Genomic DNA, 18,150 nt, shown 5'->3' on the forward strand with positions numbered 1-18,150 from the left:
AGGTCAGGGGTCAGAGGACGTGCTTCGCGCAGACCTACGGTTCAGACAGAGTAAAGATACATTATGCCCGTTATTAGAGCCTCTATCATAGACCTCCTGCATGAATCACACTCTTCCTCCGACTTTCTTCGGGGCTATCCAGGCAAAGTGTACCTTCGTACACTAAAACAAGCTTTTTATGAGTAAGTCCACGCACCATCTGGACTTTGTTGATTTAGCGGCGAATTCATTCATCGATTCTCTTCATGCAGGAGTATCCATGTTCTCACCCTAATATGACCCTGTTTATATAAAAATAGCCCACTCCGTTTGGAGTGGGTTGTTCGGATAAATGTGTTTTAGCTGTTATCGATAGATACCATTGTTAAAGCGATCGTCGCCCTCGACGAAAGCTGCTTCGGGTTCTGTTACCGTAAATTTGTCCAGATTCGCTTGCAACAGTTCTTTCTGGCGATCGCTCAATCCTTCAATATTCAACACATCCTCAACATTTTCGTAGGGAGCATTCTTGATAATTTTCTTGGCTAGATTAGGATACATTCCTGGATACCGTTGAAATGCTCGTACATTGGTATTGTTCAAATCAATTTTTTTACCAAAGTCCGTAGCTAGTTTATCATCAGCACGGTTTCGCGGTGCTGATTCTACCTCAACGCCCAAAATTGCTGAATGTAGGCTGACATTGCCCAAATTTGCCGCAACTGCTTGTTGCGGTACGCCAAGCCATCCCAGACACCCTACGACGAAAAACAAAATTGCCAATACACGCATCAATCGTTTCACGATTTCTCTACCTCTTTCCATCAATCTGAAATCAACACACAGCAGGCTTTCTGAAACTAATATATAGCTTTATTGATCCCGAAGCTATCACTTATAGCATTGATAAGTAAATTTTGGTTATTGAATCTCAGACATGAAACAGGAAGATGGATTAGAGTTCAGAAAACAGAAGGCTTTTATGGAGTTCTCATAAATAAAGCTAGGAGAGTAGGCTTTTGAGACAGTATTGTTAGAGCGATTTCTAGGGATATAGATTGTCTTGAATGAGTTAGAAGCTTCAAAGTATGAAGACACATGGAGCTTCTAGAATATCAAAACCTTCTACCTCTTGGTCTTCGCCTTTCTTCAGTTTCACGCAGCTAATGCAGCTATCCAAAATAAAAGATCTACCAAGATTGTACTTAAGACTGCACCACCAAACGCCCAGAAATGCAGTTGTAACTTACGTAAAGGTAAAACGCCAACTGTGAGTAGCACACTTGCTAAGACGATCGCCCACAGTTGTCCCCACGATGTATGAACTTGCGCCAAAGCATTCTGTAATATGGGTGCGGCGAGTGCTGGCTCTACTTGCATTAACTGTCGCCAATGCGGAATTAAATCAACTACATAAAAGTATATATCTGTAACTACAGTTCCAAATAAAGAACCAAGGTAAAAAAAGTTACCTATTAGTCCCCAATTACGCCGGATACAAAAAATTGCAAATGGTAGCGCGATCGCTTCTACGGGTAAATGCAACAATGGTTCCCAACGCAGCCAACCCCAATACAACGAACCAGCTAACCAACTCCAGCTAAATCCGAATAAAAGATCGCCCCAACGATGCGTTGCTGGGCGTGACATCAAAAATAAACTAAGCGCCATCCAGCCACCAGTTAACGCTAAACTCAAGCTCGGTAGCGATCGCACAAGGGGTGCTTCAATAAATACTGGTACGGATACTAAAAAAACTGCCGCAGCAAAGAATAACCAAGCTTGGCGCGAACCAATTGCGGGTAAGGGAACAATCGCGTTTTCTCCAGTAGGAACTGGGGGCGAAGCTGAATATGAAGACAATGTATGATTAACCAATGATTTGTTATGATTCTTTACTTAACTTAATCTTATTAAAGTTTATCGTAGCATTAATCCCCCCAGGGGGCATATTTATCATAATCTAAATTGGATTAAAGCAATTAGAGAAACTAGAAAATAACTCCGATCTCTGATCCCTGAACCCTGAACCCTTCAAAAGCATCCAGCTAAAGTAAGAATTTCTTAAAGACAACTAGCTCGATCTAGCTCAGATCGATATTTGCCGCTATGCTGTACGAGACATTGGTATAGAAACAGGAACATGGCATTATCCCTACCGCGCTGGTTTAAACTCGCAAGCACAGGTATCGCTGCGTTTGCAGTTGCTACTTTACCAAGCAAAGTTTTCAGCCAACCGAATCCAGAGATAGTTGCAGTACCTCAGATAAATATATTTCAAGGCATTGTTCTCGGTATGGTACAAGGGTTAACCGAGTTCTTGCCAATCAGTAGTACCGCACATCTTAAAGTTGTACCAGTCGTTTTAGGGTGGGGCGATCCTGGCGTTGCGTATACCGCAGTTATTCAATTGGGTAGCATTGGGGCAGTACTGTGGTATTTTTGGAGCGACTTAAAGCAAATTACGACAGGAATAGCTAAAGCGATCGCAACTAGAAACTATAGTTCTTATGACTTCCGCCTTGGCTTGGGAATTATTTTAGGCTCAATTCCGATCATTTTCTTTGGATTACTCATCAAGTTTTTAATTCCAGATTTCGACAACTCGCCTATGCGGAGTTTGCAAGTTATTGCCTTTACATCGATTGGACTATCTTTATTACTGGGGCTTGCTGAGCAAGTCGGAAAGCGCAAGCGCGATTTAGATAGCCTTAAGCTTCAAGACAGTATTGTAGTAGGTTTAGCTCAAGCGTTGGCATTAATTCCTGGAGTTTCGCGTTCAGGTTCAACGTTAACAGCCGCACTGTTTACCGGATTAGATCGCGCCCCTGCTGCTCGATTTTCTTTTTTATTAGGTATTCCTGCAATTACCTTAGCAGGCTTAGTAGAACTGAAAGGTGCAATTGAGATAGGATTAGGCAATACGGGAGTTTTACCGCTGATTGCTGGGATTATTTCTGCTGCGGTGTTTTCCTATGCGGCGATCGCCTGGTTGTTACGGTTTTTACAAACGCACAACACCTGGGTCTTTGTCGTATATAGGTTAGCATTTGGAATAGCAATCTTAACTGCAATTAGCACTGGACTACTACAAAACACCTAGTAGCCTGCGTCCTTCGTTTATGAGTCACGCTATTCGCCCTGCTAAAATTACCAAAGTTCTTCCTGAATCGATCGCCGCAGAAATTGGCTTTGAACCTGGCGATGCGATTGTCACAATTAATGGTAATCGTCCGCGTGACTTAATCGACTATCAATTTTTGTGTGCGGATGAAGTACTAGAACTCGAAGTTCTCGATGCTGCTGGCAAAAGTCATCAAATTGAAATCGAAAAAGACTACGATGAAGACTTGGGGCTAGAGTTTGAAACGGCGTTGTTTGATAATCTGATTCAGTGTAATAACCGCTGTCCGTTTTGCTTTATCGATCAGCAGCCGCCTGGTAAACGGCAAAGTCTGTATCTCAAAGACGATGATTACCGTTTAAGCTTTTTATACGGCTCGTATTTAACCTTAACGAATCTACCGCCAAAAGAATGGGAACGTATTGAACAGTTACGTTTATCCCCTCTCTATGTTTCTGTTCATGCGACTGAACCAGAAGTTCGAGTTCGACTCTTAAAAAATCCGCGAGCAGGACAAATTTTACAACACATCGAGTGGTTTCAACAACGACGGCTACAAATTCACGCTCAAGTTGTCGTCTGTCCAGGAATTAATGATGGCATTCATCTCGAACGAACGCTACTCGATTTAGCTCATTTTCATCGCGGAGAAACACCCGCTGTTGCTTCTGTTGCGGTTGTTCCTGTGGGGTTAACGCGGTTTCGCCCCGCAGAAGATGAACTGATTCCTGTAGATCGCGCCAAGGCGCAAGAAGTCATTGCGCAAGTGCGATCGCTGCAAGATAAGTTTCGCGCTTCATTTGGTTCGACATTTGCGTGGTTAGCCGATGAGTGGTTTTTAATCGCCCAAGAAGAACTTCCACCGGAGTCGCACTACGAAGACTATCCTCAAATTGATAATGGTGTGGGTTCGATCCGCGCTTTCTTGAAACAGTTTGCGATCGCCGCCCAAAATTTGCCGGCAAAAATTGCTTTGCCAAGAAAAGTAACTTGGGTTGTAGGTAATGCGGTTGAACATGCTTTTCAACCGATCTTACAGCGACTCAATCAAGTCGTAAATTTACAGGTAAATATGGTTGCTTTATGTAGCAATTATTGGGGGCAAAGCATCACAGTTACTGGTTTACTTACTGGACAAGATTTACTAGAAGGATTGCAGGGAAAAGATTTAGGCGAAAGAATATTACTACCTGCAATGATGTTAAAACAGGGGGATACGTGTTTTTTAGATGACATGACGATTGCGGAATTAGCTAGTAAACTGAAAACACCCGTAGTACCGATTCGGGGGGTAGAAGAACTCATCGAGATGTGTACGCAGTAATGTCTATAAAGCTATCTTTCACAGCCTCGCAGTCATCACCACGGGCGAATAATTATCTAAAAAACATCCGCATCAAATTATTTTGCCTACTACCGCTGACATCTTACCTTGTGTCGTTCGTATCTCCCCTGGTAGGACAAAAACCCGCAATAGCCCAAGAGAAAAGCGTGTTAGGAGTTGTCAGAAGCCAGGAAAATACGGCGCAATGGCAGGGGATAACCGAGCGATTGCAAGCAGCAAAAGTCGCATATTGTGTTATAGACCTAGAAAATGTGAGGAACGTAACAGATTTCAGTAATCCCCCTGTGGTGTTTTTACCTAATGTTGCAACTTTGTCTCCAACACAAGCAATTGCCTTAGAAGAATGGATTAGCCGAGGCGGGAAGGTGATTGCAAGTGGTCCTGTGGGGAATACAAGTCAACCAGGCGTACGGCAACTACTGCGATCGCTACTAGGCGCGTACTGGGGTTTTGAGATGAATCAACCTTCGCAAGTGCAACCATTAAGAATTAATACGCAAAGCTGGGTACGCCAACCAGGACTTGCAGGGACAATTCGCGGTGGAGTTGTCATTCCCGCAAATTTGACAAGTAAACCGGCGGCGATTTGGCAATCAAAAGATACACCTCCAGCCGTTGTGACAACCGAACGCTCGACAGTGTTAGGTTGGCAGTGGGGAACTGATAATGCTGCACCAGTCGCAATGGATAGTGCTTGGATACGGGCAGCCGTCAGCCGCTATGTTCCCTTATCAGATGCGCAAACGACAACGCCAAAAAATTGTAATGGTAGTGCGGTTGCTGTATCTTCACCACCAAAGCCTACACCAACCCCCGTAGCGATCGCGCCACCACCGCCCAATCCTGAAGATGAAGCCATCGAGCGCATTGCCCCTAGAGGATTACCAACAGCACCCAACTCGAACAATCCCATCTCAAGTGTAGAAGCGATCGCACTTCAACAAGAACTGCAAAATTTAATTGGTAGGTTTGAAAGTGCGCAGTTAGCCGCAAATGCGAGAAACAGTACTAAAGCTAATCCTAGGGTTGAATCTGAAGCCGCAGCAAAAGCACTAGCCGACGCGAAAGCGATCGCCAAAATCCTACCACAACTGGTGAAACAAGGCGACTATGTTGCTGCGCGGAATCAATGGCTTAAAGCACAGCAAATGTTGTGGCAAAATTATCCCAGCGATCGCCCACTCGCCCAACCCGAAATTCGCGCCATGTGGCTAGATCGCGGCAGTATTGTCCGTGCAGGTTCGGAACAAGGACTTGCTAAGATTTTTGACCAATTAGCCGCCGCAGGCATTAATACCGTCTTTTTTGAAACAGTCAATGCAGGGTATCCGATTTACCCAAGTACAGTTGCACCGCAACAAAATCCATTAATTCAAGGATGGGACCCGCTTGCGAGTGCAGTCAAGTTAGCCAAAGCGCGTGATATGGAGTTACACGCTTGGGTGTGGGTGTTTGCGGCAGGAAATCAACGCCATAATACGATCGTTAATCTGCCAGTAGATTATCCAGGGCCCTTAATTGCGGCTAATCCTGACTGGGCAAGTTACGATAATCGCGGGAGTATTTTTCCTCCTGGTCAAGGAAAGCCATTTTTAGACCCCGCAAATCCGGAAGTACGACAATACTTATTACGACTTTTTGAAGAAATTGTCAGCCGCTATCAAGTCGATGGGTTGCAACTCGATTACATTCGCTATCCCTTCCAAGATCCTGGGGCAGAGCGTACATATGGTTATGGTAAAGTTGCGCGGCAAAAGTTTCAGCAACTGACTGGCGCTGATCCACTGCAAATTTCACCGCGTCAACCAAATTTATGGCAAAAGTGGACGCAATTTCGCACGCAGCAAGTTGATAGTTTTGTTGCCGAAGTCTCGCAACACTTGCGGCGCAAACATCCTCAAATTATTTTATCGGCGGCGGTATTTCCGCTTTCCGAACACGAACGAATTCAAAAGTTACAACAGCATTGGGAAGTGTGGGCAAGTCGCGGCGATGTTGATGTGATTGTGCCAATGACTTATGCGTTGGATACGTATCGCTTTGGGCGTCTCGCACAACCGTGGATTACATCAAATAAGTTAGGTTCGACGCTCGTTTTACCAGGCATTCGCTTACTTGATTTACCAGTACCAGCCGCAGTCGATCAAATTCAACTTGCTAGAGATCTTCCTGTGAGTGGATACTCGCTATTTGCCGTTGAAAATCTAAGTGATGAGTTACAAACGCTATTTCAGCGGACGCAAGGTAATCTTCAAGCCCCAGTACCTTATCGCCAACCGTTCCACACCGCCGCAGCCCGTTACAATAGCTTGCAGGAAGAATGGAACTTTCTCGCAGCAAATAACCAGCTGCGATTACGCGGGCGATCGCTTTCTTTGTTTAACGTTCAAGTCACCGATTTAGAAAATGCTTTAAAGCAACTTGCCGCAGATCCTTCATTGCATCGTTTAGGCGTTGCTAGAGCCGCATTAACTCATTTCCAGTTACAATTCAGAAGTTGGATGCGTCCTTATGCGCTGGAAAATCCTTATCAAGCTAAAGTCTGGGAAAATCGTCTGGCGACGATCAAAAGACTTCTTAGCTACGGTGAAACAGTTGTCCTTAAACGCGATGCTGCACCTGTTGCTAATCGGGAATGAAAGTGAAGACCTAAGGATTGCTTTGCTTCCTAAATCCCCCACTATTGGGGAACTTTTACTACTTAAGCTGTTTAATAAACTAAATATCTTTAGATAGCCCCGACTTCAGTCGGAAGGCTTCAATGTTGCAACAACTCTCAAATATGACTCGGTTGAAAAGAATTACGAGAGACTCTACCTAAATGCGCTTGTCACTCTGAGCCTCGGTGGCATACACTGGCTGCCGATGAAAAAAACGCCTTATGCTTTATGCCGCAATATTTTGGACAACTACCGATCGATGAACAGCCTTGGGAAACACTCAGCGCAGTACAAAACATCTCTCAAGAACAACATTGTGTCCGCTTTGATTGTGGCGAGTCGTGTTTGACGGTTAATGTCCTTGCACCTAACTTAATTCGCGTGCGGGTTGCGCCTACAAGAAAGTTTACACCAAGGCGATCGTGGGCAGTGACAAAGGATGATGCGGCATGGCAAGTTCCATCATTTGAGGTGCAGGAAACTGATACTACTGTAGAAATTCAAACGGAACAATTGCGCGTCGTTGTCCAACGAGAAAACGGTCAAATCGCTTGCTTTGATACGGCGAATCGTTCTTTTGCGGTTGATGCTGCACCAGGAATCGGTTGGCGCTTGGGAACAACGGCGGCTTGGAAGCAAATTGCGGCTGACGAACATTTTTATGGGTTTGGCGAACGTACAGGCTTGTTGGATAAACGCAGTGAAGTCAAAACGAATTGGACAACAGACGCTTTGGATTATGGCTCATTGACGGACGAAATGTATCAAGCAATTCCGTTTTTTATTGCTTTGCGTCCGGAAGTTGGCTATGGCATCTTTTTTAATACAACGTTTTGGAGTCGCTTTGATATTGGTGTTGAACAGCCAGGCATCTGGCGCATGGAAACGCACGCGGCTGAGTTAGATTACTACATTATTTATGGTCCGACACCTGCAAAGATTCTCGATACCTACACGCAGCTAACAGGGCGTATGGCTTTACCACCCAAATGGGCTTTGGGTTATCATCAATGTCGCTGGAGTTACGAATCGGAAACAATCGTCCGCGAACTTGCCCAAGAATTTCGCGATCGCCGCATTCCATGTGATGTGATTCATCTGGATATCGACTATATGCGGGGATATCGCGTATTTACCTGGAGTCCCAAGCGGTTTCCGCATCCAGAGAAGTTAATTCAAGAACTCGCAGAAGCTGGCTTTAAAACTGTGACGATTATCGACCCTGGCGTGAAGTACGAACCAGAAGCAGATTATCACGTCTTCGACCAAGGAGTCGCAGGCGATTACTTTGTGCGCAAAGCTGATGGACAGCTATTTCACGGCTATGTATGGCCCGATAAAGCGGTATTTCCTGATTTTATGCGTGCTGATGTGCGCCAGTGGTGGGGAGAATTACACGAAAGTTTAACTGATATTGGCGTTGCAGGAATTTGGAATGACATGAACGAACCCGCAATTAGCGATCGCCCGTTTGGGGATGAAGGCGATAAGATTTGGTTTCCGTTGGATGCACCGCAAGGAGACGATCGCGTGACGCACGCGGAGGCGCATAATTTATATGGATTAATGATGGCGCGCGCTTGTGCGGAAGGTTTAGAGAAACTGCGACCAACTGAGCGATCGTTTGTGTTGACGCGATCGGGGTATGCAGGAATTCAGCGGTGGTCGTCGGTGTGGATGGGTGATAATCATTCATTATGGGATCATCTCGAAATGTCGCTACCGATGCTTTGCAATATGGGGTTGTCGGGAGTTGCGTTTGTCGGGTGCGATGTCGGTGGATTTGCGAGTAATGCGACAGCAGAATTATTTGCGCGGTGGATGCAAGTTGGAATACTGTATCCTTTTATGCGCGGACACTCGGCGCTGACCACCGCACAACACGAACCTTGGTCGTTTGGCGATCGCACGGAAAAGATTTGCCGCGAGTATCTTAATCTGCGTTACCAATTATTACCGTACATTTATACACTGTTTTGGGAAGCAGCAACGACAGGCGCGCCGATATTACGTCCCCTACTGTACGATTTTCCGAACGATCCGCATACATATGCGCTGCACGATCAAGTGTTACTCGGTTCCTCACTCATGGCTGCACCGATTTATCGTCCTGGCGTTGAGCATCGTGCGGTTTACTTACCCGCAGGCACATGGTACGACTGGTGGAGTGGGGAATCTTATACTGGATCAACGCACATCCTCGCGCACGCCCCACTCGAAAAAATGCCGCTTTATGTAAAGGCGGGTGCGATTATTCCGATGCAACCTGTGATGCAGTATGTCGATGAGCGATCGCTTGATCCGCTAACGTTACGTATTTGGCAGGGTGACGGTGAATTTACGCTTTACGAAGACGATGGGCAGACGTTTGCTTATCAAGATAATGGCTATGCAACTACAAAAATCAGTGTAAATACTGAAGAAAATCGCGTAGTTGTGAGCATTAATCAGCGTGAGGGAAATGGGTTATTCCCTAAGCGCGAAGTTATTGTTGAGCTTGTGGGAGTTGGCGAACAACGATTTAGTGATGCTGGTACAGCACAGCAGTTGGTTTTTAATTTAGCACCTCAGTAGAAATATGCATCAAAAGTTCTTTTGATACAAATTAACAAATTTATTTAAAATTAAGAATTGTACAACAGGTCGAGAATGCGCACGAGCGAGCAAATTAAGGCAGAGATCGAGGATAAGTTTGGTTTTTTTCCACCATTCTTTAGTCCAGCACTGCATAACCCTCAGGTGTTGGAAAATTTATGGCAGCAAACCCTTATTGCTTATATCCATAATCCTTTATCTGCGGTCTTTAAGGAAAAGCTGAGTGCTTACCTGTCGCGCTTCTGTACTGTTCCTTACTGTATGGTGTGTCATAGCTGTACTTTACGCCCGTTGGGGATGAAAGCTGAGGAAGTCTTGCAGCTTTTGGATACGCCACCACCGAAGGTAGAAGAAATTGAATCGCACTTAAAGCGACTTGCCGCACATACGCAGTTAGATATTTTACCTGCGGCAAATTCAGAACTCGAAGAAAGTTTACTTGTTTGTGCCGTATTTATCTTTTTAGAAGGCGAAGCCGCAGAAAACTATCGCGCCCAGTTACGCCAAATTTTGGGAGCAAGTAATTATCAACACTTAGTTGCGTTTGTCGCCTATGTGAAAACTTGTCACGTGTGGATGGAAGCTAATCCTGAGGTTTCGTATGAAGCAGATAAACGCGTCTTGGATAACCTTGGTTATTTAATAGCCGATGAGCCAAGATTAAGCGAGTTTTTTCGGAATTATGCCACTAAAGTCAAACAAGAGCGGCAAACTCGTGCAGAACGTCAAGCAATTCTTGCCGAACGCCAACGTAATTTAGAAGTCTTACGAGAAAGTGAAGAGAAATATCGTAAGCTGGTGGAATTAATGCCGGATACACTGTTTGTCCAATGTGAAGGTAAGCTTGTCTTTGCTAACAGTGCAGCAGTAAAGCTACTTGGTGCTGAGAACGTAGAGCAATTAATTGGTCAACCAGTTTTAAATATTATTCACTCAGAAAGTCAACTCATTGCACAAGAACGAATGCAGGATCTTCAGGCGGGAAAATCTGCGCCGTTCATTGAGGAAAAGTTTGTGCGCTTAGATGGTAGTGTCGTCGATGTGGAAGTCGCGGCTTTTCCTTTTACTTACGGTGGGAAACCAGCAGCACAAGTCGTGGTGCGGGATATTAGTGTGCGCAAGCAAGCGGAACAAGAACGTGCAGAACTTCTTGCTAGCGAACAAGCCGCACGCGCTGAAGCTGAAAGTGCGAATCGCAGTAAGGATGAATTTTTAGCAATCGTCTCGCACGAGTTGCGATCGCCACTGAATGCAATGCTTGGCTGGGCAAGATTACTGCGGACTCGTCAGTTTGATGCGACTACAATGGAGCGAGCCTTAGAAACGATTGAACGCAACGGTCAAGCACAATTACAATTACTCGAAGATTTACTTGATATGTCGCGGATTATTCGCGGCAAAATTCATCTTAATATTTGTACGGTTGATATTTTATCGGTGATTACGGCTGCCATCGAGACAGTACAACTTGCAGCCGATACAAAATCAATTGAATTAGTTTATGAGATCCCTTCCTCATCTATTTTTGTCACCGGAGATTTTGCGCGGTTGCAACAGGTGATTTGGAATCTACTATCGAACGCGATTAAATTTACGCCGCATGGTGGGCGTATTACTGTGCGATCGCAACAAGTTGGTGCGGTTGTTCAAATCACAGTCAGCGACACAGGAAAAGGTATCAGTGCCGATTTCTTACCATTTGTGTTTGATCGGTTTCGCCAAGCTGATAACACAAGTAGCCGAGGTAATGGCGGCTTAGGTTTGGGACTTGCGATCGTTCGGCAATTAGTCGAACTGCATCACGGTCATGTTTACGCCGCTAGCCCTGGCGAAGGAAAAGGCGCTACGTTTATCGTTGAATTGCCACTGTGTATCCAGAATCAAGAATTAGTCAATGACAACAATGATAATAAATCATCCTCGCTGATAGATACGGCAAACCCACTTACAGGATTGCACGTTCTTGTTGTTGATGATGAAGCGGATATTCGCGACTATGTGACAACTGTATTAGAAGAATATGGCGCACGCGTGCAAGAAGTTGCTTCAGTAGATGCGGCACTCGATGCGATCAAACAATCACCGCCAGATATCCTTGTGAGCGATATTGGAATGCCGCAAGAAGACGGCTATAGTCTGATTCAAAAAGTTAGGGCATTAGCACCAGAGTGCGGGAAAAACATACCGGCGATCGCATTAACTGCCTACGCTAGAGACGAAGATCGTCAACGCGCTTTAGCCGCAGGGTTTCAACTTCATGCCACAAAACCGATTGAACCAGTACATCTCGTTGCTTCTGTTGCCAAATTAGTCAATCTCCTGCACGAAAAGAATTGCGAATAAATTCGCTACTCAATAAACCCTGTCCACCTCCGTGAACTACGGGTAAGACATACCTTACCTCCTCAAATCTATTACTTTATAGTGTGCGCAGGCACACTTTGTTTGAGTAGCCCCGACTTCAGTCGAAGGGTATCTATGATTCATGCAGGAAGCCAGGGGTCAGAAGTCGGGGTTAGAGGTTGGTTGACGCAACAGTTTTGAGTTTCTATTGCTCTAATTTAGTTAAAGGATTCGGTTGTGTTTGCCCTGTTGCTTGCGGCACTACGGTTAAATAAGGGTTGAGTACGTCGCTTTCTACCCAACCAGAGTAATGCTTTAGTGTCGTAGCGTTTTCAGAAATTGCGAGTAGTTCTAGATCGCCGCGCATAGCGTTGAAATTGCTAGGGCGGTTTGGTTCTACATTCATACTAGATGCAATTCCGCGAGAACCACCGCCAAATTCATTTTGCGCCACTTCATCCCAGGCGCGGACAAAGCGATCGCCTTGCCAATGCCATTCAGATCCAACCCAATCAATCGCCGGTTTTCCTGGTCGAATCAACCTTGGAAATTGTGCAGGTCTTGCCCCTTCATTTAGCGTCACCGTAAAACCTGGCTGATAGCGAACTTCATAGCGACTTTGACGCGTTTGATAATCGAGGGGATGCGACCACAAAACTTCAACGTCTTCACCTTGAGTATTTGATAGCGTCGCCGCCGGAGTTTTTTCGAGCAATCCGCGATAAATTGGGACTTCTGAAGGAAGCTTCGCCATCAACGCAAATCGCCAACACGACCAGCGATCGCGATTTTCAACAGCTTGCCATTGCACTTGACAAATGCCGTTTCCTGTGCCTACCCACAGCGTATCGCCTTCGACTTCAAGTTGCGTTGGAATTGCTCCCACAAGCGGGCTATTGTGGACAGTGTAGGTGTTGAGATTCCTTGAACGAGGATTTGCTAAATTTGGGCGATAAGCAACTAGCCCATAGGCTGGAATATTCGGATTCCCTTCTCCACTGAGCTTGGTTCCTAACCATAATGTAGGCGCATTTTCATCGCCTGTCACGACGAGATCGGTAATTTGTTGTGAGGCAATTTCCTGGGGCTGAAATAACGTAAATTGATTAGTTTGCGGTTGGTAGCTGACAATTGTAGCGATACCGTTATTACCTTCGCCTTGCTCAAATGCGATCGCCCACCAAATACGTTGTCCATCAGTCACCGCAGCCGTTATTTGGGGAATACCCAGTTGTGTACCAATACTGGAAAATCCGTTTTGTACAGCAGATGCTTGTAAATCTTTGAGGGTATATAGGATTTTTTGCTGCGGTTGCTGACTGTCAGGAGTTATTAATTCAAATACAACTTTGTCGTTTTCTGGTGATACCTCTGGGCGCGATAAGCGATCGCCTTCACTCAAAGAGTAATTTGGTTCTAGTCGTACGCGATATTGATACATTCTGCCATCAACTGTAATAGATTTGAATGATGGATTAATGATTTCTTTTACAGCTTCTGAGTAGTTTGATGGCGGTTGAAATTCATTCGGTAAAGTCCCTGCTTGTACAGTCCAACTGTTGTTGCTGCGACAAAATACAAAATCATATTTTGTTGTTTGAAACTTTATTGTATTATTATCTTTAACAATGTTCCGAATCTGATAATTGGAAGATTCAAAGTAGCCTGTTTGTGGGTTTGGCTCTACTTGAACCGCTGCTGTAGATTGTGGACAGGAGTTAGTATTATTAGCTGATTGTGAGAGCGACGTACAAGCATTTAATAGCCAGACGACACTTAATAATGTGATAAATTTCTTCATAGCATTAACTTTTCAAAGCGCTGGTGACTTTAGTCACCGCTAAATGAACAAAGTCCACGCAGGTGGACTAGTACGGTTTTAATTTAAGGTTATGATCGTGAGGTAGCAGAGAAGTGCTTTTTTTCAAATGCTCGGTTTGCACAATAAGCCTGACCTCTAACCTCTTTCTTAAATACATTGACAAGTTTTTTAGTCGCTTGGTTCCAATTGCAAGCGTTGTAATTCTTGTTGTAAAAATTTGCCCCACTCAGCGGCTAGGGGAATTTCTGTAAAGGGAATATGTATTCGTGTAGATGGTAGTAGAAATTCTAAAACAACGTCGCGACCTTTACGGGGTAAGTTATTGACATCGACAGCTTGATTATCAACTAATAGTTGAATTGATTGAACGTCTTTTAATGAAAAAGTTTCGAGTTCAATAAGCCCTTTTTGAGTTGGTTTTCCCCAGGTTAAATTTGTTCCTTTTTGACCCAACACTGCATAGATATCGTATTTGGCACGCTCAAATTGTTCAGCCCATACGCGATAGTTTTCGACTTTTTGATATTCGTTTTTACCTTGCCACGCTAACCAAATAAAGACAGCTAGCAGTGCTAACCACAAAATTCCGCGTTCCATAATTCAAGTGTTCCGTATTTATACTTAATGAGCGCATTGACTCTCACACTGTAACTATCTTGCAACATCAGGGCAAGAGCGCCGGTACATACGTTATGTTGATCGTAAAACTAGTGCCGAAGCAAGATATGAAAAAATTACTAGTAGGCTTGGTTTTAATTGGACTATGCTTTGGCTTGTTCAATTTCAAAGGCTTAGCAAGTCAGGGTGAATTTGAGGAAATTGTGCTGGACTTTCGGGAAGATATTCCGATATCCCAAATTGACAATCAACTCAGTGCGATCGCTCAACAATTTAACCTTGCCCCTCAATTAAATAGTATCTTTTCTAAACCAGATAATGTGTACATTGTCAAGGGAGATCGCGCAACACTCAAAGCACTGCGCAAGTCTTCTGCTGCCAAGTCAACTGAATATATTGAACCGAACTACATTTACAACGCTTTAGAAGTTCCCAACGATCCAGACTATAACAAACAGTGGAATTTACGCTCTATTAAAGTCGAGTCAGCGTGGGATGAAACGAAAGGTCATGGTGTGACGGTTGCGGTCATTGACACGGGTGTTTCTCCAGTTCCCGACTTAAAGCAAACCAAATTTGTGCGCGGGTATGACTTCGTGAACAACCGCGAAACGGCGACAGATGACAGCGGACATGGAACGCACGTCGCGGGGACAATTGCCCAATCGACGAATAACAATTATGGCGTTGCAGGGATTGCTTATGAAGCAAATATTATGCCATTAAAAGTATTGAGTGCTTTTGGCGGTGGAACTGTTGCGGATATTGCCGAAGCGATTAAATTTGCGGCTGACCACAATGCGGATGTCATTAATATGAGTTTGGGTGGTGGTGGTGATAGCCACTTACTCAAAGATGCGATCGCTTATGCGCATCGTAAAGGTGTCGTTGTTGTCGCGGCTGCGGGTAATGCCAACAAAAATTCAGCTTCGTATCCGGCGCGTTATCCTCACGTGATTGGTGTAGCCGCGCTCGATTCAGCGGGTGAAAAAGCGCCGTATTCTAACTTTGGTGCAGGTGTTGATATTTCTGCGCCTGGTGGTGTGGGTACGGGTGCAGGAGGGATTCTGCAAGAAACAATTAATTCTGAGGGACAAGCGATGTTTGTTTCTTTTCAAGGAACAAGTATGGCAGCCCCTCACGTTGCTGGTGTTGCGGCTTTAATCAAAGCAACTGGCGTTAAAGAACCAGATCAAGTGCGAAGTGTCTTGAAAAAATCCGCGATGCGCGTCAAAAATGATACTTTAAATCATTATGGTGCGGGACAACTTGATGCGGCAGCGGCGGTTAAACTTGCGGTACGCGGACAAATCAGTTTTCGCGATTTCTTCCGGTGGTTGCGTGACAGTGGCTATCTCAATCCGCGCTTTTGGATTGATGGCGGCGCGGTGGCGTTACTGCCGAAACTAGCTATGGTTTTGGGTTCTTATCTCCTCGCCTGGTTTTTACGCGTATACTTCCCGTTTACTTGGAGTTGGTCATTATTGGGTGGTTTAGTTGCTGGAAGTTCAGGGTTATTCTTCTTGCGCGGATTCTACATCTTTGATTTTCCGCAAGTTCCCTTCCGCATTATGGGCAGTTCAATTCCCGAAATGGGGAATGCGATCGCGGGTAACAATATCTTAAATCCCTTATTCGCTAGCGTCCTGATTCCGTTTATCTTAGTCGCCCTCCTCTTGAATAAACCCACATGGAAGTGGTTTGCGATTGGTACGGCGTTAGGTGTTGCGGCGTGTTTAGGCGTGAATGCCGTTGTCTCACCTGCGGTTTGGGGCATGGGTAGCGGTGCGATCGCCCGTGTATTTCTGTTCATTAATGCTTTAATGTGTTACAGCCTCGCGCTATTAGCCATCAAAGTGGAGCGATCGACATGAGTACGACTGTTACAGGAACAATTCAACGCAGTGATATGGGTGCTGGGGCGTGGGCGCTAACAGCAGACGACGGCACAACTTATGAACTTCATAACGCCCCGAAAGAATTGCTGCAACCAGGCAAAAAAGTCAAAGTCACAGGACAGATCCGCGAAGATGTGATGACAATTGCAATGATTGGACCTGTCCTTGAAGTGCGATCGTTTGAACCTGTTAGCGATTAGCAATTAGCACTTTAGCTAAACTGTTGTAGCATCTAACACGGCTTGCAACTTACTTCTAAATTCTCCCTTGGGATGACCGCCTTTGACTTCGCCTAAAATCTTAAATTCGCCTTCGGGGGAATCACAGATAAGATAGGTAGGCCATCCCATTTCTGCTTTGTCGGGATACTGCGTTAACAGAATCTTACGATACTTGCGATACGTCGCAGTGTCCTGCATCTTAACATCAATAAACTGTAATCCTAATTCCTCACTGACTTTTTGATCGTAAAACGACATTTTATGGCAAATTCCGCAATCTTCTGATGAAAACTTAATAACTGCTCGCTCCATTATGGTTTATCCTCGTTGGTCAGAAATTGTGAATTAAGTAGGTGGTACATAATTAAATATCACACTTGTTGAGAGCAGGTAACGGGTAATGTGTTGCTCAATATTCTTACCAATTACCAGTTACCAATGACCAAGCTTTTAGTTACGTTTATTTTCACTTACTTACTTAAGTTATTTATTGTATACGTCTGAAGTAGCAGATTGCGCACTGCTCAATTCTCCACAATAGGGTATGCAACTGCGTGAAGGAAATAGGTAAGTTAAAAAAATAATGCTTATCTACTGCTAAGAGGAGAGTTTCACGTGGTGCAAGCAGTAATTTTAGATGTTGATGGCACACTGGTGCTGAGTAATGATGCCCATGCGCAATCGTGGGTTGATGCGTTTGCAGAATATGGATATCACATATCATTTGAACAAGTCCGACCGCTCATCGGAATGGGTGGCGATCAAGTCATACCGAGAATGGTACCAGGGTTGAATAAAGAAGAGGGTGATGGGAAAAAGATCTCTGAACGGCGCAAAGAACTGATTATCGAGAAGTATGGACCCAAGCTAGAAGCTGCTCCAGGTGCGCGAGAATTAGTACAGCGGATGAAGCAGCAAGGGTTAAAGTTGATTATTGCTAGTTCTGCGACAAGTCAAGAGTTAGAAGTTTTACTTAAAGCTGCGCAGGTAGATGACTTGCTCAATGAAGCAACGACATCGAGTGATGCTGAGGCTTCTAAACCAGAACCGGATATTGTCGAAGCTGCTTTAAGTAAGTTACAGGTACAACCTGATGCTGTGTTGATGCTAGGCGATACACCCTACGATATTCAAGCCGCGAGTGCAGCTGGTGTTGACACGATCGCAGTACGTTGCGGGGGGTTTGAAGATGCGCAACTCAAAGGCGCTAAAGCAATTTATGACGACCCTGCGGATTTGCTTGCGCACTACGATGAGTCGCTTTTGAGTAAATAGTAGTATCACGGGTAATAGGTCATAAGTCATTGCTAATTAGATACTCTGAGGCGTAAGTATTTATTGTCGCCGGCTCAGTTTTGAGTTGCCGAAGTACTAGCAGTGCATCGATGCCTATTGCTTTGAGTACATAAAAGGTTTCTTTGCTTAAATCAATTGACATATTTACAGTCGCGATCGCTGATTCAACCTTGATCATCGTGCGTAAGAATTCGCCTCACCAACAAAGTGCGAATTCTCTACGCAGTAGCTAACACAAAAATATTCTCT

Annotated in this window: 14 protein-coding genes; 8 read left to right on the top strand and 6 right to left on the bottom strand. The window is 44.7% G+C overall.

What is annotated here, in order from left to right; genetic code table 11:
- Positions 1 to 345: 345 nt before the first annotated feature.
- Positions 346 to 783, bottom strand: coding sequence for a photosystem II complex extrinsic protein PsbU (gene psbU / locus GLO7428_RS18965; protein ID WP_196797395.1), 438 nt, complete (start codon positions 781 to 783; stop codon positions 346 to 348).
- Between the two features lie 351 nt (positions 784 to 1,134).
- The gene (locus GLO7428_RS18970) at positions 1,135 to 1,857 is read right to left on the bottom strand and encodes a DUF3120 domain-containing protein (RefSeq protein WP_015190192.1); all 723 of its coding nucleotides are present in this window, start codon (positions 1,855 to 1,857) and stop codon (positions 1,135 to 1,137) included.
- Positions 1,858 to 2,122: 265 nt separating this feature from the next.
- Between GLO7428_RS18970 and GLO7428_RS18975 the strand changes: the two genes are divergently transcribed.
- The 5 genes from GLO7428_RS18975 (at position 2,123) to GLO7428_RS18995 (ending at position 12,046) form a co-directional block, all read left to right on the top strand.
- On the top strand, positions 2,123 to 3,082 hold the full coding sequence (locus GLO7428_RS18975) for an undecaprenyl-diphosphate phosphatase (protein ID WP_015190193.1): 960 nt from the start codon (positions 2,123 to 2,125) through the stop codon (positions 3,080 to 3,082).
- A 19-nt stretch (positions 3,083 to 3,101) separates the two neighbouring features.
- Entirely contained in the window at positions 3,102 to 4,427 is a 1,326-nt protein-coding gene (locus tag GLO7428_RS18980; RefSeq protein ID WP_015190194.1) for a TIGR03279 family radical SAM protein, read from the top strand.
- Positions 4,427 to 7,087, top strand: a complete 2,661-nt coding sequence (locus GLO7428_RS18985) for a family 10 glycosylhydrolase (RefSeq protein WP_015190195.1) — start codon at positions 4,427 to 4,429, stop codon at positions 7,085 to 7,087. The genes GLO7428_RS18980 and GLO7428_RS18985 overlap by 1 nt, the downstream gene beginning before the upstream one ends.
- 249 nt (positions 7,088 to 7,336) lie before the next feature.
- Positions 7,337 to 9,682, top strand: coding sequence for a glycoside hydrolase family 31 protein (locus tag GLO7428_RS18990; RefSeq protein WP_015190196.1), 2,346 nt, complete (start codon positions 7,337 to 7,339; stop codon positions 9,680 to 9,682).
- A gap of 75 nt (positions 9,683 to 9,757) precedes the next feature.
- Positions 9,758 to 12,046 (top strand): ATP-binding protein, encoded by a 2,289-nt coding sequence (locus tag GLO7428_RS18995; protein WP_015190197.1) that lies wholly within the window; start codon positions 9,758 to 9,760, stop codon positions 12,044 to 12,046.
- Between the two features lie 205 nt (positions 12,047 to 12,251).
- On the opposite strand, the gene GLO7428_RS19000 is transcribed toward GLO7428_RS18995, so the two are convergent.
- Together GLO7428_RS19000 and GLO7428_RS19005 are read right to left on the bottom strand one after the other, a co-directional pair.
- Complete coding sequence (locus tag GLO7428_RS19000; protein WP_015190198.1) at positions 12,252 to 13,847, bottom strand: hypothetical protein; 1,596 nt, start codon at positions 13,845 to 13,847, stop codon at positions 12,252 to 12,254.
- Positions 13,848 to 14,036: 189 nt separating this feature from the next.
- Positions 14,037 to 14,465 carry a hypothetical protein gene (locus GLO7428_RS19005; protein WP_015190199.1) on the bottom strand — a complete coding sequence of 143 codons (429 nt, stop codon included), beginning with the start codon at positions 14,463 to 14,465 and terminating at the stop codon, positions 14,037 to 14,039.
- 128 nt (positions 14,466 to 14,593) lie between these two features.
- Between GLO7428_RS19005 and GLO7428_RS19010 the strand changes: the two genes are divergently transcribed.
- Together GLO7428_RS19010 and GLO7428_RS19015 are read left to right on the top strand one after the other, a co-directional pair.
- The gene (locus tag GLO7428_RS19010) at positions 14,594 to 16,360 is read left to right on the top strand and encodes a S8 family peptidase (protein ID WP_041919342.1); all 1,767 of its coding nucleotides are present in this window, start codon (positions 14,594 to 14,596) and stop codon (positions 16,358 to 16,360) included.
- Positions 16,357 to 16,584 carry a DUF5818 domain-containing protein gene (locus GLO7428_RS19015; RefSeq protein WP_015190201.1) on the top strand — a complete coding sequence of 76 codons (228 nt, stop codon included), beginning with the start codon at positions 16,357 to 16,359 and terminating at the stop codon, positions 16,582 to 16,584. Before GLO7428_RS19010 ends, GLO7428_RS19015 begins: the two co-directional genes overlap by 4 nt.
- A gap of 15 nt (positions 16,585 to 16,599) precedes the next feature.
- Here the strand turns inward: GLO7428_RS19015 and GLO7428_RS19020 are convergent, their stop codons facing one another.
- Positions 16,600 to 16,917, bottom strand: a complete 318-nt coding sequence (locus GLO7428_RS19020; RefSeq protein WP_015190202.1) for a hypothetical protein — start codon at positions 16,915 to 16,917, stop codon at positions 16,600 to 16,602.
- Between the two features lie 303 nt (positions 16,918 to 17,220).
- Between GLO7428_RS19020 and GLO7428_RS19025 the strand changes: the two genes are divergently transcribed.
- A complete protein-coding gene (locus GLO7428_RS19025; RefSeq protein ID WP_015190203.1) occupies positions 17,221 to 17,880 on the top strand; it encodes an HAD family hydrolase in 660 nt (219 codons plus the stop codon).
- 19 nt (positions 17,881 to 17,899) lie between these two features.
- Here GLO7428_RS19025 and GLO7428_RS19030 read toward each other — a convergent pair whose 3' ends face one another.
- Complete coding sequence (locus GLO7428_RS19030; RefSeq protein WP_015190204.1) at positions 17,900 to 18,079, bottom strand: hypothetical protein; 180 nt, start codon at positions 18,077 to 18,079, stop codon at positions 17,900 to 17,902.
- Positions 18,080 to 18,150: the final 71 nt, after the last annotated feature.

It is taken from the genome of Gloeocapsa sp. PCC 7428 (genome assembly GCF_000317555.1).
Taxonomy (GTDB): Bacteria; Cyanobacteriota; Cyanobacteriia; order Cyanobacteriales; family Chroococcidiopsidaceae; genus Chroogloeocystis.